Annotated in this window: 15 protein-coding genes, 1 tRNA gene and 1 pseudogene; 6 read left to right on the top strand and 11 right to left on the bottom strand. The window is 69.0% G+C overall.

The features are described from left to right. The 5 genes and pseudogenes from ACFWBT_RS29250 to ACFWBT_RS29230 all read left to right on the top strand — a co-directional run. Nucleotides 1–326: pseudogene (locus ACFWBT_RS29250) on the top strand (hypothetical protein); the annotation flags it as partial. Continuing rightward, nucleotides 323–2506, top strand: a complete 2184-nt coding sequence (locus ACFWBT_RS29245) for a hypothetical protein (RefSeq protein ID WP_385705736.1) — start codon at nucleotides 323–325, stop codon at nucleotides 2504–2506. The pseudogene ACFWBT_RS29250 and the gene ACFWBT_RS29245, both read left to right, overlap by 4 nt. A 3-nt stretch (nucleotides 2507–2509) precedes the next feature. Beyond that, nucleotides 2510–4063, top strand: coding sequence for a PE-PGRS family protein (locus tag ACFWBT_RS29240; RefSeq protein WP_385705734.1), 1554 nt, complete (start codon nucleotides 2510–2512; stop codon nucleotides 4061–4063). 170 nt (nucleotides 4064–4233) lie between these two features. Continuing rightward, a complete protein-coding gene (locus ACFWBT_RS29235) occupies nucleotides 4234–4761 on the top strand; it encodes a Pycsar system effector family protein (protein ID WP_385705738.1) in 528 nt (175 codons plus the stop codon). Between the two features lie 57 nt (nucleotides 4762–4818). Then, nucleotides 4819–6288, top strand: a complete 1470-nt coding sequence (locus tag ACFWBT_RS29230) for a M48 family metalloprotease (protein ID WP_385705732.1) — start codon at nucleotides 4819–4821, stop codon at nucleotides 6286–6288. Between the two features lie 112 nt (nucleotides 6289–6400). On the opposite strand, the gene ACFWBT_RS29225 is transcribed toward ACFWBT_RS29230, so the two are convergent. The 11 genes from ACFWBT_RS29225 to ACFWBT_RS29175 form a co-directional block, all read right to left on the bottom strand. Further along, nucleotides 6401–10300, bottom strand: coding sequence for a DNA-directed RNA polymerase subunit beta' (locus ACFWBT_RS29225; RefSeq protein ID WP_351542664.1), 3900 nt, complete (start codon nucleotides 10298–10300; stop codon nucleotides 6401–6403). A gap of 114 nt (nucleotides 10301–10414) precedes the next feature. Beyond that, on the bottom strand, nucleotides 10415–13900 hold the full coding sequence (gene rpoB / locus ACFWBT_RS29220) for a DNA-directed RNA polymerase subunit beta (RefSeq protein WP_266761717.1): 3486 nt from the start codon (nucleotides 13898–13900) through the stop codon (nucleotides 10415–10417). Between the two features lie 640 nt (nucleotides 13901–14540). Beyond that, nucleotides 14541–14921, bottom strand: coding sequence for a 50S ribosomal protein L7/L12 (gene rplL / locus ACFWBT_RS29215; RefSeq protein ID WP_385705729.1), 381 nt, complete (start codon nucleotides 14919–14921; stop codon nucleotides 14541–14543). 110 nt (nucleotides 14922–15031) lie between these two features. Beyond that, nucleotides 15032–15562, bottom strand: a complete 531-nt coding sequence (gene rplJ, locus ACFWBT_RS29210) for a 50S ribosomal protein L10 (RefSeq protein WP_164373166.1) — start codon at nucleotides 15560–15562, stop codon at nucleotides 15032–15034. Between the two features lie 322 nt (nucleotides 15563–15884). Next, nucleotides 15885–16748 carry a DUF1396 domain-containing protein gene (locus ACFWBT_RS29205; protein WP_385705728.1) on the bottom strand — a complete coding sequence of 288 codons (864 nt, stop codon included), beginning with the start codon at nucleotides 16746–16748 and terminating at the stop codon, nucleotides 15885–15887. 173 nt (nucleotides 16749–16921) lie between these two features. Further along, on the bottom strand, nucleotides 16922–17827 hold the full coding sequence (locus ACFWBT_RS29200) for a hypothetical protein (protein ID WP_385705726.1): 906 nt from the start codon (nucleotides 17825–17827) through the stop codon (nucleotides 16922–16924). A gap of 191 nt (nucleotides 17828–18018) precedes the next feature. Next, nucleotides 18019–18744, bottom strand: a complete 726-nt coding sequence (gene rplA, locus ACFWBT_RS29195; protein WP_385705724.1) for a 50S ribosomal protein L1 — start codon at nucleotides 18742–18744, stop codon at nucleotides 18019–18021. A 94-nt stretch (nucleotides 18745–18838) separates the two neighbouring features. Further along, a complete protein-coding gene (gene rplK / locus ACFWBT_RS29190; protein ID WP_019072313.1) occupies nucleotides 18839–19273 on the bottom strand; it encodes a 50S ribosomal protein L11 in 435 nt (144 codons plus the stop codon). A gap of 192 nt (nucleotides 19274–19465) precedes the next feature. Next, complete coding sequence (gene nusG / locus ACFWBT_RS29185) at nucleotides 19466–20332, bottom strand: transcription termination/antitermination protein NusG (protein WP_385705722.1); 867 nt, start codon at nucleotides 20330–20332, stop codon at nucleotides 19466–19468. A gap of 77 nt (nucleotides 20333–20409) precedes the next feature. Then, nucleotides 20410–20691, bottom strand: coding sequence for a preprotein translocase subunit SecE (secE, locus tag ACFWBT_RS29180; RefSeq protein ID WP_103549158.1), 282 nt, complete (start codon nucleotides 20689–20691; stop codon nucleotides 20410–20412). A gap of 107 nt (nucleotides 20692–20798) precedes the next feature. Then, a tRNA-Trp gene (locus ACFWBT_RS29175) sits at nucleotides 20799–20871 on the bottom strand. A 248-nt stretch (nucleotides 20872–21119) separates the two neighbouring features. Here ACFWBT_RS29175 and ACFWBT_RS29170 point away from each other — a divergent pair. Continuing rightward, on the top strand, nucleotides 21120–22346 hold the full coding sequence (locus ACFWBT_RS29170; protein ID WP_385705720.1) for a pyridoxal phosphate-dependent aminotransferase: 1227 nt from the start codon (nucleotides 21120–21122) through the stop codon (nucleotides 22344–22346). The last annotated feature ends 143 nt before the right edge of the window (nucleotides 22347–22489 follow it).

Here is a 22489-nt window from a genome sequence, read left to right as displayed (position 1 = left end):
GCTCGGGGGAGAGCCCGGCGCCGGGGCCGGGGGGCACGGGGGCCGGAGCCACGGGCTCGGGGCACGCAGGGGCCGGAGCCACGGGGGCCGGGGCGTCGCAGGTCGCGGCGGTCGAAGCGCCTGAGCCGGAAGCGGCCGGGCCTCGGGCGGAGCCCGCCCAGGCCGCCGCGCCCCCCGGGAGCGTCGTCTTCAACTTCAACGGCGGCTCCCCCAGCTTCGGCGGCAGCCTCGTCGGAGGTGACCAGCACGGCGTGTCCGGCGGCCAGGTCACCGGCGACGTCCACCTGGGCGGCGGCGGAAGCGGCGGCGGGGGTGAGTCCGCGTGACGGCGGCCCCGCCCATGACGCCGGACGCCTCCGACGACGTACCGCCGCCGGAGCCGAAGGCGCCCGGAGGACCGAGAGACCCGCGCCCGGCACCCGAGGCGCGCTTCGAGTCCGGCGAGCCCGAGGAGCGGACCCAGGAGGCCAGGGCCGCACAGCGCGAGCTGGTCGCGCACACCCCGGGGTTCATCTTCAGCGAGGCCGCGGCCTTCGGCGGCAGCCTGGTCGGCGGGGCCCAGCACGGGGTCTCGGCGGGCGGCTCGGCCCGTGACGTGTTCATGGGCGGCAAGACGGAGATCCACCACCACGGGACGGCGTCCGCACCGGAGGCGTACGCCTCGGGAGAGATCCCCCGGCAGCGGCTCGACGCGCTCGCCGGAGTGTTCGTCGAGGGCCCCTCCTTCGCCGCCGCCCTGGCCCGGCTGCGCGACGAGCGCGTCCTCGTCCTCGCCGGCGCCCACTCCACCGGCCGCTACGCCGCCGCGCTGATGCTCCTGCACCACCTGGGCGTTCCCGCCGTACACGCCCTGTCGGCCGAGACCGGTCCGGCGAACCTGGGCGCCCAGGTCTCCGCTCCCGGCGGACACGTCCTGCGCGATCTGCCACTGAGCCGCAACCGCCCGCTGCGGGACACCCACCTGTACGCGGCCCGCGACCGGCTCGCGAGGACCGACGGCCATCTGGTGGTGACCGTCGAGAACTCCCCGTTCCTGCTGGGGGTGGTCCCGTCCGTCTGGGAACCGCCGGAGGCGGCCGAGGTGCTGCGCGCCCACCTGGCCGACCTGCGGAAAGAGCCCGGAGACAGCGCCGGCCTGCTCGCCCTCGGCCCCGTGCGCGACTTCCTCTCCCGGGACGCCCACCGCCCCGCCGAGGTCGCCCGGTTCGCCGCGGAGGTCGCCCGTTACGACGGCGGCGAGGAAGCGGCGTCCCGCCTCGCCGACTTCGGGCACGCGGCGGTCGAGCAGCAGTGCCGGGAGTGGCTCAGCGACCCCGAGGCCACCCTGCGCGACAAGGCGTTCCTCATCTCGCTCGCCGTCTTCGACCAGGCGCCGTACGTGCTGGCCGCCGAACTCGCCGACAAGCTGTACGTGCACTTCCAGCGGCTCCAGCATCCCGAACAGCCACCGGAGATCCCGGTGTTCGGGCTCGCCGCCGGGACCCGGCTGGAGCGGGCGCGGGCCGAGGGCGAAGTGCGGGACGAGGCCACCGAGTGGGGCTCGGTGCCGCAGTTCACCGCGTACTTCAAGAAGGAGAACACGCCGGGTCTCCTGCTCGGCGAGGTCTGGACGGGCCATCCCTCGGCACGGCCCGCGCTGGTCTCCTGGCTGAAGGAGCTGGCCCGCGACAGCCGTCCGGTCGTCCGGACCCGGGCCGCCGCGGCCACCGCGCTGCTCGCCCGCGCCGACCTGCCCTCGGCGGTGGCACTGCTGATCGACGGCTGGGCGGTGTCGAAGGCCTTCGGCCCCCGCGTCACCGCCGCGAACACGCTCACGCTCGCCCAGCTCCTCGACGCACCCGTCGTGCTGCGCCTGCTCACCCAGTGGTGCACGGACACCCACTGGGCCCGCCGCTGGACCGCGATCCGCGCCTTCGGCCTGCTCACCCCGCTGCGCCCCGACCTCGCGGGCCCGGCGCTGAGCGCGCTCGCCACCCGCGCCCGTGCCGGGGACAGCGGCGAGACCGAGGCGAACAACCTGATCGACTCGACGGCCCTGCTGCTCTCCGTGGGCGCCCGGCGCGGCGAGATGCTCTCCGAGCTGGTGCGCCTGCTCCACCACGACACGGCCTCCGTCCGCGCGCTCGCGCTGGGAGCGTTCGTGCGCGCCTGCGACAACGCCGAGGAGGGCGCGCTCGTCGAGTGGTACGCCGACACCGGCATGTACGAGGAGGACTCGGCCCGTGACCTGGCCACCCTCTGGCGGACCGCGCTCGGCGACCGCGGGCACACCCGTGGCGCCCTGTACGCCCTGCACACCTGGGTGCACCTGGCCGAGCGCCGGGCGGACGTCGCCCAGGCCCTGGAGCTGCTGCTGCCCGCGCTGGTCGTCACGGCGGACGACCGCAAACGCCTGAGCCACGAACTGCTCAACCTGCGCGCCCCGGACGGCGGCCCGCGCCCACCGGCGGCCGACCGCCTGCTCGGCCTCCTGATCCCCTCCACCCCAGATCCATCGAGGAGTTGAACCATGGCGGAGTTCCGCCGTCAGCCGGAGTGGCAGCAGGACGCCAACCGGCACACCACGCTCATCGACCCGGTGCTCACCGTGCGGCCGATCGCGCGCTTCGACTACACCGTCCGCCGCTCGGTCACCGCGATCGACCACGCGCTGGTCTTCGTCACCGCGAAGGGCTCGTACGACGTCTACATGCCGCCGCACCGGCCGAGCCGCGCGGACGCGGCCACCCGCCGCTACACCTCCGTCTACGAGGTGGACATGGGCAGCCACCCCGTGCAGCTCGCCCTGGAGGTGCCGAGCGACGACGACGCGTTCTCCTTCGGCGCCACCGCCGATCTGACCTGGCGGGTCGCGGACCCGATCGCGTACGTGGCGAGCGGCGAGCGCGATGTGCCGACGCGGCTCACCCGTGAACTGCACCAGCTCGCGCGGCCGGTGAGCCGGGCCTTCTCCATCGAGGACAGCCCGGCCGCCGAGCGCGCGGTCCAGCAGGCCGTGGAGACGGGCGGTTTCGCCGCGGGCATCGGACTCGCCGTCACCTGTGTCGTACGCCTGCGGCTGGACGACGAGGCGATCGCGCACCGGCGACGGCAGCGGAGCCTGCGCTACGAGTCCGACATGCTCGACCCCGAGCACGAGTTCCGGCTCCGGCTGGCCCGGCAGCAGCACGAGCTGGAGGTGCTGCGCCAGCAGCAGGACCACCACCTGATCACCGAGAAGATCAACTTCTACCAGTACCACCTCCAGCACGGGGGCGTCGCCGCCTGGGCCCTGCATCTCGCCCAGCACCCCGAGGACACGAAGATGGTCGTCGGCTCCATCCAGAAGGATCAGCTCTCGATCATCCGAGGCCAGTTGGAGGTCATCGCCGGGGACACCCTGGAGGACTTCCAGAAGGCGGAGTCGGCGCGCTCGACCCTGCGGGCCGTCGACGAGCTGATCCAGCAGCAGACGCCTCCGGCGCCGCGGGACGGGCAGGGGGCACTCCCGGCCGGGGCGACGCCCGGACAGCCGCAGACGCCGCCCCAGCCGCCGTATCCGGGCCAGTCGCCCTACCCCGGCCAGTCCCCGCAGCCGCCGTACGCCGGACAGCCCCCGTACGCGGGAGGGCAGCCTCCGTACGTGGGTGGCCAGCCTCCGTACGCGGGCCAGCCTCCGTACGCAGGAGGGCAGCCCCCGTCCACCGGGCAGCCGCCCTACGCGGGCGCCCAGCCGCCGTACGCCGGCGGTCACGCGCCGTACGCCGACGACCGGACCCTGTACGGGGGACAGCCGCCCTACGCGGGCGCCCCGCCGCCGTACGCCGGCGGTCCGGACACCGCGGCCCCCGGGGTGCCGGGGCAGGCCGGGGTGCCGGGGCAGGCCGGGGTGCCGGGGCAGGCCGGCGGCCCCGCCCCGTACGGACAGCCCTCCACGACGCCCTACGCCGCCGCTGGACCGGCTCCCGCCGTGCCCCCGGTGCCCGGGGGCCCCGAGAGCGCCAGGACCGCCGTGCCGCCCGCCACGCCGTTCACGGCGCCCGCCTCGGCGCAGCAGGACGCTCCGGGGGACGAGCCCGCGTGACCACACCCGACACGGCGCGGCCACCCGCGCCCACGGCCCCGCCGACACCCACCGGCCCCGCCGCCCCGCCAGCTCCCCCCGGCCCGCCGACACCCGCCAGCCCAGCCGACCCGCCGACACTCGTCGCCCCGCCGACACCCACCGACCCCGCCGGCCCGACGCCGGCCCCGCTGCTGCCGCTGCCGGACCCGTCCTCGTCCCCTTCCGGGGCCGGTGGACGCACCGCGGAGCGGCTCCTGACCGAGCTGCGCGGCGAGATAGCCCGGGCCGACAGCAAGGCCTCCGTCCTCGTGGCCGCGCTCGGCATGACGGCGGGGGTGTTCAGCGCACTGCTCGCCGGACGCGGCTGGACACCGACCGAGCTGTCCCGGGCCGGGACGGGCCTGTGGTGGACCGGGGCGGCGGCGCTGGGACTGTCCCTGTTCGCGCTGCTGCTCGCCGTGCTCCCCCGCTACCGCCGCGGCACCTGGGCCCCGGGCCGGCCTCTCTGCTACTTCGGCGACATCCAGCAGGCCGTACGCGAGGGCCGGCTGGCCACCGCGCTGGCCGACACCGACCGCGACCCCGCCGCCGGACTCACGGCGGCGCTCGTCGAGACCAGCCGCATCGCCGCCCGCAAGCACCAGTGGATCCGCACCGGCCTGATCGCCTTCTGCGCCGGCACCGCCCTGCTGCCGACCGCGCTGCTCATCGGCTGACGTCCCTCATCGGCCGACGTCCCGCATCGGCTGACGTCCCTCATCGAAGGAGTCCTCATGTCCCAGCCCCCTGGCCCGGCCCCCGCCTCCCCCGAGCCCCCGTACCCGGGAGCCGCCTCCCCGCCACCCCAGTACCCCGCGGCCTCCGCTCCCCCACCGCAGTACCCCGGGAGCCCGGGAAGCCCCGGGACGGGCGGAGCGGGGCCCCAGTACCCCGGTACGGGAAGCCATCCGCCCCAGTACCCGGGAGCCGGTGGCCCCGCACCCCAGTACCCCGGAGCCGGAGGCCATCCGCCCCGATACCCCGGAGCCGCCGACCCCGCGCCCCAGTACCCGGGCGCGGGAGGCCACCCCCCGCAGTACCCGGGAGCCGGAGGCCCCGCGCCCCAGTACCCCGGAGCCGGAGGAGGCTCGGCCTCCCCGTACCCCGGGGCCGGAGGGGGCCCCGCGCCCCAGTACCCGACCGCCCACCAGCAGACGGCCACCCCAACGCAGTACCCGGGGCCCGACCCGCGGTACCCGGGACAGCAGCCGCAACCGGCGCCCTTCGTCCCGCGGCCCGCCACCGCGCCCGACGACCTCGACTACCGCCACCAGGGCTCACGCGTTCACCTGGCGAGCCATCAGCGGGGTGCCGACGCCACCGCCATCGGACAGCTGGCGACGCAGATCCCGGGGTTCCTGGTCAGCCTCGCCGTGGTCTCGTCGCTCGCGCTGGGCATGTTCGGCACGGCCGTGGGCTGGCTGGTCGTGGTGGCCTGGCTGGCCTCGGGCGCGCTCGTCTTCCACCGGCCCACCGAGCTGCGCTTCGCCCGGCACGTGCTCAAGCTGCGGGCGCCGCTGGCCGAGGAGCGGGCCCGGCTGGAGCCGATCTGGCGGGAGGTCACCGCCCGGGCGGGCGTCGAGGCGAACACCTACGAGCTCATGGTGGAGAACAGCGACGATCTGAACGCGGTAGCGGCCGCCGGCCATGTCGTCGGCGTCACCACGTATTCCCTCAACCGGATTCCCAGCAGCAACCTCGCGGCCGTACTCGCCCATGAGCTCGGCCACCACACCGGCGGTCACGCCTGGGCCGGTCTCCTCGGCTACTGGTACTCGCTGCCCGGACGGCTCGCGTGGGCGTTCACCCGCGTGCTGGCCAGAATCGCCCTCGCCGTCGCCGGAGTCTTCTCGGCGGCCGCGACCGGACTCCTGATCCTCTTCATGGGGATGTTCGTGCTCGCCGGGTTCCTCGTCGCCTGGTACATCACCGTCCCCCTCGTCGTCGCGCCCTACCTCCTCGCCTACGCGGGACGCCTCGGCGAACTGCGCGCCGACCAGCAGGCCGCGGCCCTCGGCTTCGCGCCCGAGATGGCCCAGGTCCTGCACCACTTCCAGGCCGAGGAGGACGCCGCGAAGGCGTACGCCGTCACCCAGGGCAAGAAGCTCAAGGAGCCCGGCGGCCTCGCCAAGCTGCTGTCCACCCACCCCGACAACTACACCCGGCTGCGCGCCCTGGAGCCGTACCTCCAGCTCCCGCGCTAGGACAGGCCGGAACAGGTCCGCCAGGACAGGTCCTCGGGCGGGCCGAGGAACGCCGAAGGGCGGTCACCCCCATCGGGGATGACCGCCCTTCGTACTACCTACTGCCTACCGCTCACTGGTTGTACGGACCGTAGTCGTAGTCCTCCAGCGGGACGGCCTGGCCGGAGCCCGTGCCGAACGGCGAGTAGTCGATGTCGTCGTAGCCGACGGCCGAGTACATCGCGGCCTTGGCTTCCTCGGTCGGCTCGACCCGGATGTTGCGGTAGCGGGACAGACCCGTACCGGCCGGGATGAGCTTACCGATGATGACGTTCTCCTTGAGGCCGATCAGGGAGTCGGACTTGGCGTTGATCGCCGCGTCCGTCAGAACCCTGGTCGTCTCCTGGAAGGACGCCGCCGACAGCCACGACTCGGTCGCCAGCGACGCCTTGGTGATACCCATCAGCTGCGGACGGCCGGAGGCCGGGTGGCCGCCTTCCTGGACCACACGACGGTTCTCGGTCTCGAACTTCGACCGCTCGACCAGCTCGCCGGGCAGCAGCTCCGCGTCGCCCGACTCGATGATCGTCACACGGCGCAGCATCTGCCGGATGATGATCTCGATGTGCTTGTCGTGGATCGACACACCCTGCGAGTTGTAGACCTTCTGGACCTCGCCGACCAGGTGGACCTGGACGGCACGCTGACCCAGGATGCGCAGCACGTCGTGCGGGTTGGTGGCACCCACGGTGAGCTTCTGGCCCACCTCGACGTGCTCGCCCTCGGACACCAGGAGACGGGCGCGCTTCGAGATCGGGAACGCCGTCTCGTCGCTGCCGTCGTCCGGGGTGACGACGAGCTTCTTGGTCTTCTCGGTCTCCTCGATCCGCACGCGGCCGGAGGCCTCGGAGATCGGGGCGACACCCTTCGGCGTACGAGCCTCGAAGAGCTCGACGACACGGGGCAGACCCTGGGTGATGTCGTCACCGGCCACACCACCGGTGTGGAAGGTACGCATCGTCAGCTGGGTACCGGGCTCACCGATGGACTGGGCGGCGATGATGCCGACCGCCTCACCGATGTCGACCAGCTTGCCGGTGGCCAGCGAGCGGCCGTAGCACATGGCGCAGGTGCCGACGGCGGACTCACAGGTCAGGACCGAGCGGGTCTTGACCTCCTCGATGCCGTGCTTGACGAGCTCGTCGATGAGGACGTCGCCGAGGTCGGTGTTGGCCGGGGCCAGCACCTTGCCGTCGACGGTGATGTCCTCGGCCAGCGCACGTGCGTACACGCTGGTCTCGACGTTCTCCGCCTTGCGCAGGATGCCGTCCGCGCCGCGCTCCGCGATGTGCAGCTTGAGGCCGCGGTCGGTGCCGCAGTCCTCCTCGCGGATGATGACGTCCTGGGAGACGTCGACCAGACGACGGGTGAGGTAACCCGAGTCGGCGGTACGCAGAGCGGTGTCCGCCAGACCCTTACGGGCACCGTGGGTCGAGATGAAGTACTCGAGCACCGACAGGCCTTCACGGAAGGAGGCCTTGATGGGGCGCGGGATCGTCTCGTTCTTGGCGTTCGACACCAGACCACGCATACCGGCGATCTGACGCATCTGCATCATGTTGCCTCGTGCGCCCGAGTTCACCATCATCGAAACCGGGTTGGTCTTCGGGAAGTTCGCGTTCATCGCCTCGGCGACCTCGTTGGTCGCCTTGGTCCAGATCGCGATGAGCTCCTGCGTGCGCTCTTCCTTGGTGATCAGACCGCGCTCGTACTGCTTCTGGACCTTCTCGTCCAGGTCCTCGTAGCCCTTGACGATCGCGCGCTTCGCATCCGGAACGACGATGTCGGAGATGGCCACGGTGACGCCGGAACGGGTCGCCCAGAAGAAGCCCGCCGCCTTCAGGTTGTCGAGCGTCGCCGCCACGATGACCTTGGGGTAGCGCTCGGCGAGGTCGTTGACGATCTCGGAGAGCTGCTTCTTGCCGACCTCGTAGTCGACGAACGGGTAGTCCTCGGGCAGCAGCTCGTTGAAGAGCGCGCGGCCCAGGGTCGTCCGCAGGCGGAAGGTGTCACCCTGCTGCCACTCCGGGTCGCCCTCCTCCTGCGCCGGCGGGGTCCAGCCGCGCGGCGGGATGGTGCCCACCGGGAAGCGGATGTCCACGCGCGACTGCAGCGAGAGCTCGCCGGCGTCGAACGCCATGATCGCCTCGGCCACGGAAGCGAAGGAGCGGTCCTCGCCCTTCACGTTCCGCAGGTCGCCGTCGGTGGTCAGGAAGAACAGACCGAGGACCATGTCCTGGGTCGGCATCGTGACCGGGCGGCCGTCGGCCGGCTTGAGGATGTTGTTCGAGGACAGCATCAGGATGCGGGCCTCGGCCTGCGCCTCCGCGGAGAGCGGCAGGTGGACGGCCATCTGGTCACCGTCGAAGTCCGCGTTGAACGCGGTGCAGACGAGCGGGTGGATCTGGATGGCCTTGCCCTCGACCAGCTGCGGCTCGAAGGCCTGGATGCCGAGGCGGTGCAGCGTGGGCGCACGGTTCAGGAGAACCGGGTGCTCCGCGATGACCTCTTCCAGGACGTCGTACACGACCGTGCGGCCGCGCTCGACCATCCGCTTGGCGCTCTTGATGTTCTGCGCGTGGTTCAGGTCGACCAGGCGCTTCATCACGAACGGCTTGAAGAGCTCCAGCGCCATGGCCTTGGGCAGACCACACTGGTGCAGCTTCAGCTGCGGACCGACGACGATCACGGAACGCGCGGAGTAGTCCACACGCTTGCCGAGCAGGTTCTGACGGAATCGACCCTGCTTGCCCTTGAGCATGTCGGACAGCGACTTCAGCGGACGGTTGCCGGGGCCCGTCACCGGGCGGCCACGACGGCCGTTGTCGAAGAGCGCGTCGACGGCCTCCTGAAGCATGCGCTTCTCGTTGTTCACGATGATCTCGGGGGCACCGAGGTCGAGAAGGCGCTTCAGACGGTTGTTGCGGTTGATCACACGGCGGTACAGGTCGTTCAGGTCGGAGGTCGCGAAGCGGCCACCGTCCAGCTGCACCATCGGGCGAAGGTCCGGCGGGATGACCGGCACGCAGTCGAGCACCATGCCCTTGGGGCTGTTGCTGGTCTGCAGGAACGCGGAGACGACCTTGAGGCGCTTGAGCGCACGGGTCTTCTTCTGGCCCTTGCCGGTGCGGATGATCTCGCGGAGGCGCTCGGCCTCCTCGTCCAGGTCGAAGGACTCCAGGCGCTTCTGCAGCGCCGCGGCACCCATCGATCCGTCGAAGTACGTGCCGAAGCGGTCACGCAGCTCGCGGTAGAGGAGCTCGTCGCCCTCCAGGTCCTGGACCTTGAGGTTCTTGAAGCGGGTCCACACCTCGTCGAGACGGTCGATCTCGCGCTGCGCGCGGTCGCGCAGCTGCTTCATCTCACGCTCGGCGCCCTCGCGCACCTTGCGGCGCACGTCGGCCTTGGCACCCTCGGCCTCGAGCTCGGCCAGGTCGGTCTCGAGCTTCTTGGCGCGGGCTTCCAGGTCGGCGTCGCGACGGTTCTCGACCTGCTGGCGCTCGACGGAGACGTGGGCCTCCAGCGAGGGCAGGTCGCGGGTGCGGCGCTCCTCGTCGACGTACGTGATCATGTACGCGGCGAAGTAGATGACCTTCTCGAGGTCCTTCGGGGCGAGGTCGAGCAGGTAGCCCAGCCGCGACGGAACGCCCTTGAAGTACCAGATGTGGGTGACGGGAGCGGCCAGCTCGATGTGGCCCATCCGCTCACGACGCACCTTGGCGCGAGTGACCTCGACGCCGCAGCGCTCGCAGATGATGCCCTTGAAGCGGACACGCTTGTACTTACCGCAGTAGCACTCCCAGTCCCGGGTCGGACCGAAGATCTTCTCGCAGAAGAGTCCGTCCTTCTCGGGCTTGAGGGTGCGGTAGTTGATGGTCTCGGGCTTCTTGACCTCGCCGTGGCTCCACTGACGGATGTCGTCAGCGGTGGCCAGACCGATCCGGAGCTCATCGAAGAAGTTGACGTCGAGCACTATGCGTCAATCCCTCTCAGGGTTGTAAGTCTTAGGGGTCTGATACGGGGGTCCTGGGGCCGGCGGGCCTTGATCACCCTTTCCACAGGTGGCCAAGGCCCGGCCGGACTCCCGTCAGACCTCTTCGACGCTGCTCGGCTCGCGCCGCGACAGGTCGATGCCGAGCTCCTCCGCCGCGCGGAAGACGTCCTCGTCGGTGTCACGCATTTCGATGGACATACCGTCGCTGGACAGCACCTCCACGTTGAGGCAGAGAGACTGCATCTCCTTGATGAGCACCTTGAAGGACTCGGGGATGCCGGGCTCGGGGATGTTCTCGCCCTTGACGATGGCCTCGTAGACCTTCACGCGGCCGGTGACGTCGTCGGACTTGATGGTCAGCAGCTCCTGGAGGGCGTAAGCGGCGCCGTACGCCTCCAGCGCCCACACCTCCATCTCACCGAAGCGCTGGCCGCCGAACTGAGCCTTACCACCCAGCGGCTGCTGGGTGATCATCGAGTACGGACCGGTCGAGCGGGCGTGGAGCTTGTCGTCGACCAGGTGGTGCAGCTTGAGGATGTACATGTACCCGATCGAGATCGGGTCCGGGAACGGCTCACCGGAGCGGCCGTCGAACAGCCTCGCCTTGCCGGACGGGAGGACCAGACGGTCACCGTCGCGGTTGGGCAGGGTGTGCTCGAAGAGACCCGCGAGCTCGTCCTCACGCGCACCGTCGAAGACGGGGGTGGCGACGTTGGTGCCCGGGGCGACCTGGTCGGCACCGATGGCCTGCAGGCGCTGGGCCCAGTCGTCCGCGAGACCGGAGACGTCCCAGCCGCGGCTGGCGAGCCAGCCGAGGTGGATCTCCAGTACCTGTCCCGGGTTCATTCGGGACGGCACACCCAGCGGGTTGAGGATGATGTCGACCGGGGTGCCGTCCTCCAGGAACGGCATGTCCTCGATCGGCAGGATCTTCGAGATGACGCCCTTGTTGCCGTGACGGCCGGCGAGCTTGTCACCGTCCGTGATCTTGCGCTTCTGCGCCACGTAGACACGAACCAGCTGGTTCACGCCCGGCGGCAGCTCGTCGCCCTCTTCACGGTCGAAGACGCGGACGCCGATGACCTTGCCGATCTCGCCGTGCGGGACCTTCAGCGAGGTGTCACGGACCTCACGGGCCTTCTCACCGAAGATCGCGCGCAGCAGGCGCTCCTCCGGCGTCAGCTCGGTCTCACCCTTGGGCGTGACCTTGCCGACGAGGATGTCGCCGGCGACGACCTCGGCACCGATACGGATGATGCCGCGCTCGTCGAGGTCGGCGAGGACCTCCTCGGAGACGTTCGGGATGTCCCGGGTGATCTCCTCCGGGCCGAGCTTGGTGTCACGGGCGTCGACCTCGTGCTCCTCGATGTGGATCGAGGAGAGGACGTCGTCCTGCACGAGGCGCTGCGACAGGATGATCGCGTCCTCGTAGTTGTGACCCTCCCACGGCATGAACGCCACGAGCAGGTTCTTGCCGAGCGCCATCTCGCCGTCCTCGGTCGCGGGACCGTCGGCCAGGACCTGGCCTTCGATCACGCGGGCGCCCTCGTCCACGACAACCTTCTGGTTGACGGAGGTGCCCTGGTTCGACCGGGAGAACTTGTGCAGGCGGTACGTGGTGTACGTGCCGTCGTCGTTGGCGGTGGTGATGTAGTCCGCGGAGACCTCCTGGACCACACCGTCCTTCTCCGACTTCAGGACGTCACCGGCGTCGACCGCGCAGCGGTACTCCATGCCGGTGCCGACCAGCGGCGCCTCGGACTTGATGAGCGGAACGGCCTGACGCATCATGTTCGCGCCCATGAGGGCACGGTTGGCGTCGTCGTGCTCCAGGAACGGGATCATCGCGGTCGCGACCGACACCATCTGGCGCGGGGAGACGTCCATGTAGTCGACGTCGTCACCGGGGACGTAGTCGACCTCTCCGCCACGACGGCGGACCAGGACGCGGGTCTCCTCGAACCGGAAGTCGTCGCCGAGCGGCGCGTTGGCCTGGGCGATGACGAATCGGTCCTCTTCGTCGGCCGTCAGGTAGTCGACCTCGTCGGTGACGACACCGTCGGTGACCCGGCGGTACGGCGTCTCGACGAAACCGAACGCGTTGACGCGGCCGTAGGAGGCGAGCGAGCCGATCAGACCGATGTTCGGGCCTTCAGGCGTCTCGATCGGGCACATGCGGCCGTAGTGCGACGGGTGCACGTCACGGACCTCGAAGCCGGCCCGCTCACGGGAGAGACCACCGGGACCAAGAGCCGACAGACGGCGCTTGTGGGTGAGACCCGACAGCGGGTTGTTCTGGTCCATGAACTGCGACAGCTGGCTGGTGCCGAAGAACTCCTTGATGGAGGCGACGACCGGCCGGATGTTGATCAGGGTCTGCGGCGTGATCGCCTCGACGTCCTGAGTCGTCATGCGCTCGCGGACGACGCGCTCCATACGAGCCAGACCCGTGCGGACCTGGTTCTGGATGAGCTCGCCGACGTTGCGCAGACGACGGTTGCCGAAGTGGTCGATGTCGTCGGTCTCGACGACGATCGAGGTACCGCTGTTGCCAACGGTCTCGGTCTCACCGGCGTGCAGCTTCACCAGGTACTTGATCGACGAGAGGATGTCCTCGACGGTCAGGACCCCGGCGTCCAGCGGCGCTTCGCCGCCCAGCTTCTTGTTCACCTTGTAGCGGCCGACCTTCGCGAGGTCGTACCGCTTCGAGTTGAAGTAGAGGTTCTCAAGAAGCGTCTGCGCGGCCTCACGGGTCGGCGGTTCGCCCGGACGCAGCTTGCGGTAGATGTCCAGCAGCGCGTCGTCCTGGCCCTGGGTGTGGTCCTTCTCCAGGGTGGCGCGCATGGACTCGTACTCGCCGAACTCCTCGAGGATCTGCTCGGTGGTCCAGCCGAGAGCCTTCAGGAGAACGGTGACGGACTGCTTGCGCTTGCGGTCGATGCGGACACCGACCATGTCGCGCTTGTCGATCTCCATCTCCAGCCAGGCACCCCGGGACGGGATGACCTTGGCCGAGAAGATGTCCTTGTCGGACGTCTTGTCGATGGAGGAGTCGAAGTAGACACCCGGCGAGCGGACCAGCTGCGACACGACGACACGCTCGGTGCCGTTGATGACGAAGGTGCCCTTGTTGGTCATGAGCGGGAAGTCGCCCATGAAGACCGTCTGGGACTTGATCTCGCCGGTCTCGTTGTTGGTGAACTCGGCGGTGACGAAGAGCGGGGCCGCGTACGTGAAGTCGCGGTCCTTGCACTCGTCGATGGAGTTCTTCGGGGGCTCGAAGCGGTGGTCGCGGAACGTCAGGGACATCGACCCGCTGAAGTCCTCGATCGGAGAGATCTCCTCGAAGATCTCTTCAAGACCGGACTTGGTGGGGACGTCCTGTCCGCTGTCCAGAGCCGCCTCGACACGAGCCTTCCACGCGTCGTTGCCGAGCAGCCAGTCGAAGCTCTCGGTTTGCAGCGCAAGAAGGTTCGGAACCTCGAGGGGCTCCTTGATCTTTGCAAAGGAGATGCGCAGCGGGGCGGTGCTGGCGCCGTTGTTCGTATTCGCGGTCGAGGCAGTGCGCGAGGCGGCCAAGAGGGGGTCCTTCCGAGGGCTCGGACTCACTACGCGCGTACCGGTCCCATGTCGGACAAAGCGTCGGACCGTTCCCGATCCGGCCGGATAAGGGCCAGGTCAGGGATAGTCCAACCGTCGATGCTCACACACGGGTATGCCCCTGGTGACGGGCAGGAGGCAGCTAACAGGCAGCGCAAAGGGTCAGTGTAGCCAGTAGGCCCACTGATGTCCAGTCCCGGTTTTTTGAGACCCTCGTTGTTCTCAACACCTGCGGCAAGCCACGCCCTCAATGCACATCGATACTGCCCTCTTCGTCAGCGATCCATGCCTCGGATACGGATCGTTGTGACGACGCGTCCTGAGAATTGCGCGCTGCGTGCGGTTCGTCAAGGCCCCCCAAGCCCCAAGCAAGTGCCGCGATCGTCACGTGCGGCCCGTCTTGCAACCCGTCTCTCTGCCTGTCACAGGGTGGCCGGAGGCACTACGAAGATCACCATACTCGTCGCGACCTGCAGCGCAAGGCTGCCGCTTCGGGGACCCCCTGGAACGCCGAAGAGCGACCACCCAGTTGGGTGATCGCTCTTCGGTGCGTCAGCGTTACAGCGCTACTCGAGCGGCTGTGACAGCTTCACAGGAGTCCTCGGGGGGACTCGTCGAGTTACTTGACCTCGACGGAGGCGCCGGCGCCCTTGAGGGACTCGGCAGCCTTCTCGGCGGCCTCCTTGGCGACCTTCTCGAGGACGGGCTTCGGAGCGCCGTCGACGAGGTCCTTGGCCTCCTTCAGGCCCAGCGAGGTGAGCTCACGCACGACCTTGATGACCTGGATCTTCTTCTCGCCGGCACCCGTGAGGATGACGTCGAACTCGTCCTGCTCCTCAGCGGCCTCGGCGGCGGCGACGGGGCCGGCCGGGGCAGCGGCGACCGCGGCGGCGGCGGTGACGTCGAACTTCTCCTCGAACGCCTTCACGAACTCGGAGAGCTCGATGAGGGTCAGGTTCTCGAACTGCGCGAGCAGCTCTTCCTGGGACAGCTTCGCCATGATGGCGTCCTTCCACTAATTCGGCAGGTGCCGGGATGTACTGGTGAGGCGGGCGTACGTTCGGCCCGCTGCGACCGTCGCCTCAGGCGGCGGTCAATGCGCGAGCCGAGTTACTCGGCACCGCCCTGCTCGGCCTGCTTGGCACGAAGCGCCTCCGCGGTGCGGACGAACTTCGAGGGAAGCGCCTGGAAGAGCTGAGCAGTCTGCGTCTGCTTGCCCTTGAAGGCACCCGCCAGCTTGGCGAGCAGAACCTCGCGGGACTCGAGGTCCGCAAGCTTCTTGATCTCGTCGGCGGACAGCGCCTTGCCGTCAAGGACACCGCCCTTGATGACGAGGTTCGGGTTGTCCTTGGCGAAGTCACGAAGACCCTTCGCCGACGTCACCGGGTCACCGGTGATGAAGGCGACCGCCGTCGGACCGTTGAACAGGTCGTCGAGCGTAGAGATCCCGGCCTCGTTGGCCGCAATCTTGGTCAGCGTGTTCTTCACCACGGCGTACTGGGCGTCTTCACCGAGCGAACGACGCAGCGTCTTGAGCTGCGCCACGGTGAGACCCCGGTACTCGGTCAGCACAGCGGCGTTCGAGCTACGGAACTGGTCCGCGAGCTCGGCTACCGCGGCAGCCTTGTCGGGCCTTGCCATAAGCGTGGCCTCCTTCCGGGTGATGAGGACCGCTCAGAAGGGGCCGACAAAACAAAACGCCCCGGCGCAGGCGCGCGGGGCGTAGCTCGACCGGATTCTTCCGCTCGCTGGGCGAGCGAACTCCGGGAACACATCCACGAACACCTACGCGGGTCGTCCGCAGTTTCAGCGGATCCTTCGGTCACCACGCCCTCTTGCGAGCACGAGGCAACGACCAGCGGTCTTTGGCTTCTCGAGGAGAGTACGTGAATTCGACTCCGTCAGGCAAATCCGGCCGAACGGCCCACCTGCCGGGCCGTACTTCCGGGTCCGGCCGCGCGGATCAGCGCTGCTGGACGCCCTTCATCATCTCGGCGAGGTCGGCGGTGTCCTTTGCGGGCGGGGCCTTCACCGTCACCGGCTTGTTGTAGTCGAGGAAGGTGATGGTCATGTCGAGCGGCCCCTTGTCGGCGGTCCCCCGCATGCGGAACTGCTTGATGCGGTCGTCTCCGTCGACCCACATGTCCATCGCGAGCGTGTCGATGCCCATGTCCGTGTACTGCTCGAAGCTCTTCTCCCGCGTCGCGCGCGCGGCCCTGCCCTCGCCCTTGAGGGACGCGCGGAACTCGTCGAGGGTGACCGTCCCCTTGTAGTGCGTGGTCTTCACGCCGTCGACGGTCTCGGTCCCGACCTTCTTCACGTTCTTCGAGCCGGTGAGGAAGGTGGACTCGGTGGCCGGGTTCTTGTCGGCCCGGCCGCCGCCCGGCGGCTGGTTCGAGTTCAGCTCCCTGTCCACGCCCGGCGCGGGCATGTCGAACTTGATCCAGCTCTTGCCGTCCATGTCCTTGGCGGCCTGGGCGCCCGTGCCGATGTACATCGCGTTGCCCACGATCCGCGTCTCGACCGGACCGTCGGCGGCCTGGTCCTCGGAGGTCATCTTCATGCTCATGGCCAGGGGCTTCATGGTCATCACCGCCTCAGCGCCGACCCGTCCCTGCTCCGGGACCTTGCCGGCCATGCGGTAGCGGAGGGAGGTGATGGTCTCGGCCTTCTTCGCCGCCTTCGCCACGGCCGCGGCGGGTGTGAGCGCGGGCGACTCCGTGGCGGCGTCCTTCGTACAAGCCACCGCGCCCCCGCCGAGGACCAGCGCCGCGAGTGCCGCGCCGGTCGCCGGGTGCCGTACCGCGTTCCGTACAGAAAGTCCCATGATTCCCCCCGAGGAACAGATGAGCCTTACACAGATTCGGCGTGAGCGTATCCGAGGAGACTCAAGTGATCATCCGAGCATTCACGGAACCCGCTGCGGACGAACAGCAGGACTTGGGACGGGCCGACGGGTTCGGGAGGAGGCGGTGGGGACGCGGGAGCGCCTGCGGGGGTTCAGGACGTGGTGCCGCCCGTGGCGCCCTGTGCCTTCAGCAGATCCTTGAAGTCGGCCGTGTCGGCCGTCGGGGGCTCCTCGGCGGAGACCTTCGTCCCGTAGTCGCTGTAGTACGCCGTCGAGGTCATCGTGCCGCTCGTCAGCTCGCCCTTCTCGACCTTCTTGACCAGCAGGTCGTCGCCGTCGACCCAGATGTCGACCGTCTCGGTGGTGACGCCGGCCGCCGTGAGCTGCTTCTTGAGGTCGGCGAGCTGGCTCGCGCTGAGGTTGGAGGACCTGCTCGCGAGGTCCGCGACGTCCACCGTGCCGGAGTAGTGCGTGGCCGAGCGCCCGCGCACGGTCTCCGTGCCGACCTTCTCGACGTCACCGGAGGCCAGCAGGAGCTTCACGGACTGGTTCGGTGTGGTGTTCTGCATCTGGTCCTTGAGATACGCGCCCGAGCTGCCGCCGAACTTGGCGAGGTCGTCGTATCCGTACCGGATCCAGTGCTTGCCGCCGGACTGCGCGGCGAACTTGTCGCCCATCCGCGCGTAGTAGGCGTCGGGCAGATAGCGGGCCTGCATGGAGGTGCTGCCCGTCTGGCGCATCGTGTCGGCGAGCGTGCCGCCCGTGTACGTGATCGTCATGGTGCCGGTGAGACCGTCCGCCCAGCCCATGACGCCGTCGGCCCTCATGGACATCAGCGTGCCCATGGTGGTCGTGGACTCGACCTTGGCGGAATCCGCGCTGTCGGTGGACCTCTCCGCGGAGCGCAGGGCCGCTATCGGGCTGACGCGCGTGGTGCCCTTGTGCCCGGACTTGCCCGAACTCCCGGAGGAGTCCGAGGAGTTGCAAGCCGTCACCCCCGCCAGCACGGCCGTTAACGCTATGGAGAGAGTCACACGGCGCACCATGGTGCTCTTCATTCGTCCCACCCCTATGCGAATTATGTGAACTGCACGCTAGCGCAGGCCACTGACACACGTATCAGGATTCCGCCCCGGGGCACACGCCCCGGAAAGGCCTCCGGAGATGAGGACGGGCCCCGCACCTCGAAAGGTTGCGGGGCCCGTTCAAAAACGCGTGCGCGACGCGGTCACCGGGGTGAGCGGGAGGCTCAGACGGCGGCCGGGTCCTCCTCGACGAGGAGGTTGCGGGTGCGGTTGGGGTCGATCAGGATGCCGGGGCCGATCGTCGAGCTGATCGCGGCCTTCTTGATGTAGCGACCCTTGGCGGCCGACGGCTTCAGACGAAGGATCTCGTCGAGGGCCGCACCGTAGTTCTCCACCAGCTTGGTGTCGTCGAAGGACACCTTGCCGATGATGAAGTGCAGGTTCGAGTGCTTGTCGACGCGGAACTCGATCTTGCCACCCTTGATCTCGGTGACAGCCTTGGCGACGTCCGGGGTCACGGTGCCGGTCTTGGGGTTCGGCATGAGACCACGGGGACCGAGCACGCGGCCGAGGCGGCCGACCTTGCCCATGAGGTCCGGGGTGGCGACGACGGCGTCGAAGTCCAGACGGCCCTTCGCCACCTCGTCGATGAGCTCGTCGGAGCCGACGATGTCGGCGCCGGCGGCAGTCGCGGCCTCGGCACGGTCACCGGTCGCGAAGACCAGGACCCGGGCGGTCTTACCGGTGCCGTGCGGGAGGTTCACGGTGCCACGGACCATCTGGTCGGCCTTGCGCGGGTCAACACCCAGGCGGAAGGCGACCTCGACGGTGCCGTCGAACTTGCTCGTGGAGGTCTCCTTGGCGAGACGGACGGCCTCGAGCGGGGCGTAGAGCTTCTCCCGGTCGACCTTGGCGTCCGCAGCGCGGAGAGACTTGCTGCGCTTGCTCACTACTGCTCCTGATGTGTTCTGAGGAGTCGTGGTACGGACCGAGCAGGCCCTGCCACGTGCGGCCGAAGCCGCATGGTTCCTACGAAGGTGGGTGTCAGCCCTCGACCGTGATGCCCATGGAACGGGCGGTGCCGGCGATGATCTTCGACGCGGCGTCCAGGTCGTTGGCGTTGAGGTCGGGCAGCTTGGTCGTGGCGATCTCGCGGACCTGCGCCTGGGTGATCTTGGCGACCTTGGTCTTGTGCGGCTCGCCGGAGCCCTTCTCGACACCCGCGGCCTTGAGGATCATCTTGGCGGCCGGCGGAGTCTTGGTCACGAAGGTGAAGGAGCGGTCCTCGTAGACCGTGATCTCCACCGGGATGACCCAGCCACGCTGCGACTCGGTCGCGGCGTTGTAGGCCTTGCAGAACTCCATGATGTTGACGCCGTGCTGACCGAGCGCGGGGCCGACCGGCGGGGCCGGGTTCGCCGCACCGGCGTTGATCTGGAGCTTGATAAGCCCCGTGACCTTCTTCTTCTTGGGAGGCATTCCGGGTCCTCTTTCGTTTTCGCCTTCCTACGTCCGAGTCGCCCCGGACGGCTGCCCTCAACCGAGTGATGATCCGGATGCAGGCATACCGCACAACGATAACGGGTATCTGTGCGCGGCTAAAAACCGAGCAGGTCAGACGGGCTGCGAGAGCCTGTCTGACCTGTTCGGAAGACGTACGTCCAGAAGGTGCTAGTTCTTCTGGATCTGGTCGAAGGAAAGCTCGACCGGGGTCTCGCGGCCGAAGATCTCGACGAGGCCCTTGACCTTCTTCGAGTCGGCGTTGATCTCGTTGATCGTGGCCTGCAGCGTGGCGAACGGGCCGTCGGTGACAGTGACCGAGTCGCCGACCTCGAAGTCCAGCACCTGGACCTCGACCTTGCGCTGCGGGGCGGGCTTGCCCTCGGCCTCGGCGGCCTCGCGGGCGGCCTTCTCCTCGGCCTCCGGGGCGAGCATCTTGACGATCTCGTCCAGGGTCAGCGGGTACGGGTCGTAGGCGTTGCCCACGAAGCCGGTGACGCCGGGGGTGTTGCGGACGACGCCCCAGGACTCGTTCGTCAGGTCCATGCGGACCAGGACGTAGCCCGGGAGCTTGTTCTGCTTGATCGTCTTGCGCTCGCCGTTCTTGATCTGCGCGACCTCTTCCTGCGGCACCTCGGCCTGGAAGATGAAGTCCTCGACGTTCAGCGAGACGGCACGCTGCTCGAGGTTGGTCTTCACGCGGTTCTCGTAACCGGCGTACGTGTGGATGACGTACCACTCGCCGGGGAGCAGGCGGAGTTCCTCGCGCAGGGCGGTGACGGGGTCGACGGGCTCGGCCTCTACTTCGGCCTCTGCCTCGTCGGTGTCGGCAGCGAGCGCCTCGTCGGGCACGTCCTCGCCCTCGACGTCCTCACCGGACTCGTCCTCGACGTGGAGGGCCGCGTCCTCGGCGGGCTCGCCGGCGGCGGCATCTGCAGCCTCGAACTCGTCCACGACGTCCGCTCCCTCGACGATCTCGAGCTCGTCGTCAACGGACTCGACCGACTCGCTGGCGTCGTTCAGGTTCGGGTCAGACACGGTGGCTGCTTCTTCCTGGATACATGGGGGTGGAACACGCGAAAGGGGCGCCGGTGACGGCGCCCTTCGCTCTCGGCTCAGCCGAAGACGTACTTGGCGGCGTGGTTGAGCCCATAGTCAATCACGGTCACCAGGCCGATCATGATGACGACGAACACAATCACCACTGTGGTGTACGTCGTCAGCTGATTGCGAGTCGGCCAGACAACCTTGCGGAGTTCCGCAATGATCTGGCGGTAGAAGGTGGCAAGGCGCTTCAGCGGGCCCTTCTTGGCACGCTTACCGCCCTTGCGGGCCTTCTTTTTGGACTCCGGCGCCTCGGCATCAGGCATGTCGATGGAGCCCACGGCGTCCGTCACTCGTCCTCACCTGATTCCCGGGTCGTGACCGTGCCGCGCCCGGTTGAGCCGCACGGCGGTGCATTGCAGTACGTACATGCGCACACATCCGCGAAAGGTGTGTGTAGCAGGGCCGGAGGGACTTGAACCCCCAACCGCTGGTTTTGGAGACCAGTGCTCTACCAATTGAGCTACGACCCTTTGATTTCCCCCAACGTACCGCATCCGACCGGGTGCTCGGTGTGCACCGGTTGAGCGCGGCCGGTGAAGGCCAACGAGGTGAGAGTGTACGTGGTCCGGAGCCGGTCGTCGAACAGAAAGTGTCCGTCCGAGCCTCCTCCGCTGAAGATCCACTGGTGGGGCGCGCGGATCCGGACGGATGTTCTGTCGTGGTTCAGTCTGTGAAACCGGTGTGCCAGGGGCGTTTCCGGTCTGAAACGATGGGTGCCATGAGCCCTGCAACCCCTCCCACCGAGCGCCGGGTCTCCGCCCGAGTCGGCGCGATCTCCGAGTCCGCCACCCTCGCCGTGGACGCGAAGGCCAAGGCCCTCAAGGCCGCCGGACGTCCGGTGATCGGCTTCGGCGCCGGTGAACCCGACTTCCCCACCCCGGACTACATCGTCCAGGCCGCCATCGAGGCCTGCTCGAACCCCAAGTACCACCGCTACACGCCGGCCGGCGGGCTCCCCGAGCTGAAGGCCGCGATCGCCGCGAAGACGCTGCGCGACTCCGGCTACGAGGTGGAGGCCGCCCAGGTCCTCGTCACCAACGGCGGCAAGCAGGCCATCTACGAGGCCTTCGCCGCGATCCTCGACCCGGGCGACGAGGTCATCGTCCCGGCGCCGTACTGGACGACCTACCCGGAGTCCATCCGTCTGGCCGGCGGTGTCCCGGTGGACGTCGTCGCGGACGAGACCACCGGCTACCGCGTCGCGGTCGAGCAGCTGGAGGCCGCCCGCACCGAGAACACCAAGGTGCTGCTGTTCGTCTCCCCGTCCAACCCGACGGGCGCGGTCTACACCCGCGAGCAGATCGAGGAGATCGGCCGCTGGGCCGCCGAGAAGGGCCTGTGGGTCCTGACCGACGAGATCTACGAGCACCTGGTCTACGGCGACGCGGAGTTCCACTCGCTGCCCGTGGTGGTGCCCGAGCTGCGCGACAAGTGCATCGTCGTCAACGGCGTCGCCAAGACGTACGCGATGACCGGCTGGCGCGTGGGCTGGGTCATCGGCCCGAAGGACGTCATCAAGGCCGCGACCAACCTCCAGTCCCACGCCACGTCGAACGTCTCGAACGTGGCCCAGGTCGCCGCGCTCGCCGCCGTCTCCGGGGACCTCACGGCCGTCGCGAAGATGCGCGAGGCCTTCGACCGCCGCCGCAAGACCATCGTGCGCATGCTGAACGAGATCGACGGCGTGCTCTGCCCCGAGCCCGAGGGCGCGTTCTACGCGTACCCCTCGGTGAAGGGACTCCTCGGCAAGGAGATCCGCGGCAAGCGCCCCGCGGACACCGTCGAGCTGGCCGCGCTCATCCTGGAGGAGTCCGAGGTCGCGGTCGTCCCGGGCGAGGCCTTCGGCACGCCGGGCTACCTGCGTCTGTCGTACGCCCTCGGTGACGAGGACCTCGTCGAGGGCGTCAGCCGGATCCAGCAGCTGCTGTCCGAGGCGAAGGACTGACCTCCTTCGTCCTCTCGCGCCCTTCGGGGCGCCGGTGACGTCATCGCGCTCCACGCGCGCGTGCGGGGGGGGGGGGCCCAACACCAGGGCGGGGCCCCCCACCGGAGGTTGTGCCAAACACCCCCCAAACAAAAACACACAAC

The sequence above is a fragment of the Streptomyces sp. NPDC060027 genome (assembly GCF_042737005.1).
Taxonomy (GTDB): Bacteria; Actinomycetota; Actinomycetes; order Streptomycetales; family Streptomycetaceae; genus Streptomyces.
This window is presented reverse-complemented; position numbering and strand designations above follow the sequence as displayed.

Excerpts from the sequence above, each read along its gene's own strand:
- rplJ (WP_164373166.1), bottom strand. The coding sequence starts at position 15,562 with ATGGCAAGGCCCGACAAGGCTGCCGCGGTAGCCGAGCTCGCGGACCAG.
- ACFWBT_RS29230 (WP_385705732.1), top strand. The coding sequence starts at position 4,819 with ATGTCCCAGCCCCCTGGCCCGGCCCCCGCCTCCCCCGAGCCCCCGTAC.
- ACFWBT_RS29240 (WP_385705734.1), top strand. The coding sequence starts at position 2,510 with ATGGCGGAGTTCCGCCGTCAGCCGGAGTGGCAGCAGGACGCCAACCGG.
- ACFWBT_RS29170 (WP_385705720.1), top strand. The coding sequence starts at position 21,120 with ATGAGCCCTGCAACCCCTCCCACCGAGCGCCGGGTCTCCGCCCGAGTC.
- rplL (WP_385705729.1), bottom strand. The coding sequence starts at position 14,921 with ATGGCGAAGCTGTCCCAGGAAGAGCTGCTCGCGCAGTTCGAGAACCTG.
- rplK (WP_019072313.1), bottom strand. The coding sequence starts at position 19,273 with ATGCCTCCCAAGAAGAAGAAGGTCACGGGGCTTATCAAGCTCCAGATC.
- ACFWBT_RS29200 (WP_385705726.1), bottom strand. The coding sequence starts at position 17,827 with ATGAAGAGCACCATGGTGCGCCGTGTGACTCTCTCCATAGCGTTAACG.
- ACFWBT_RS29205 (WP_385705728.1), bottom strand. The coding sequence starts at position 16,748 with ATGGGACTTTCTGTACGGAACGCGGTACGGCACCCGGCGACCGGCGCG.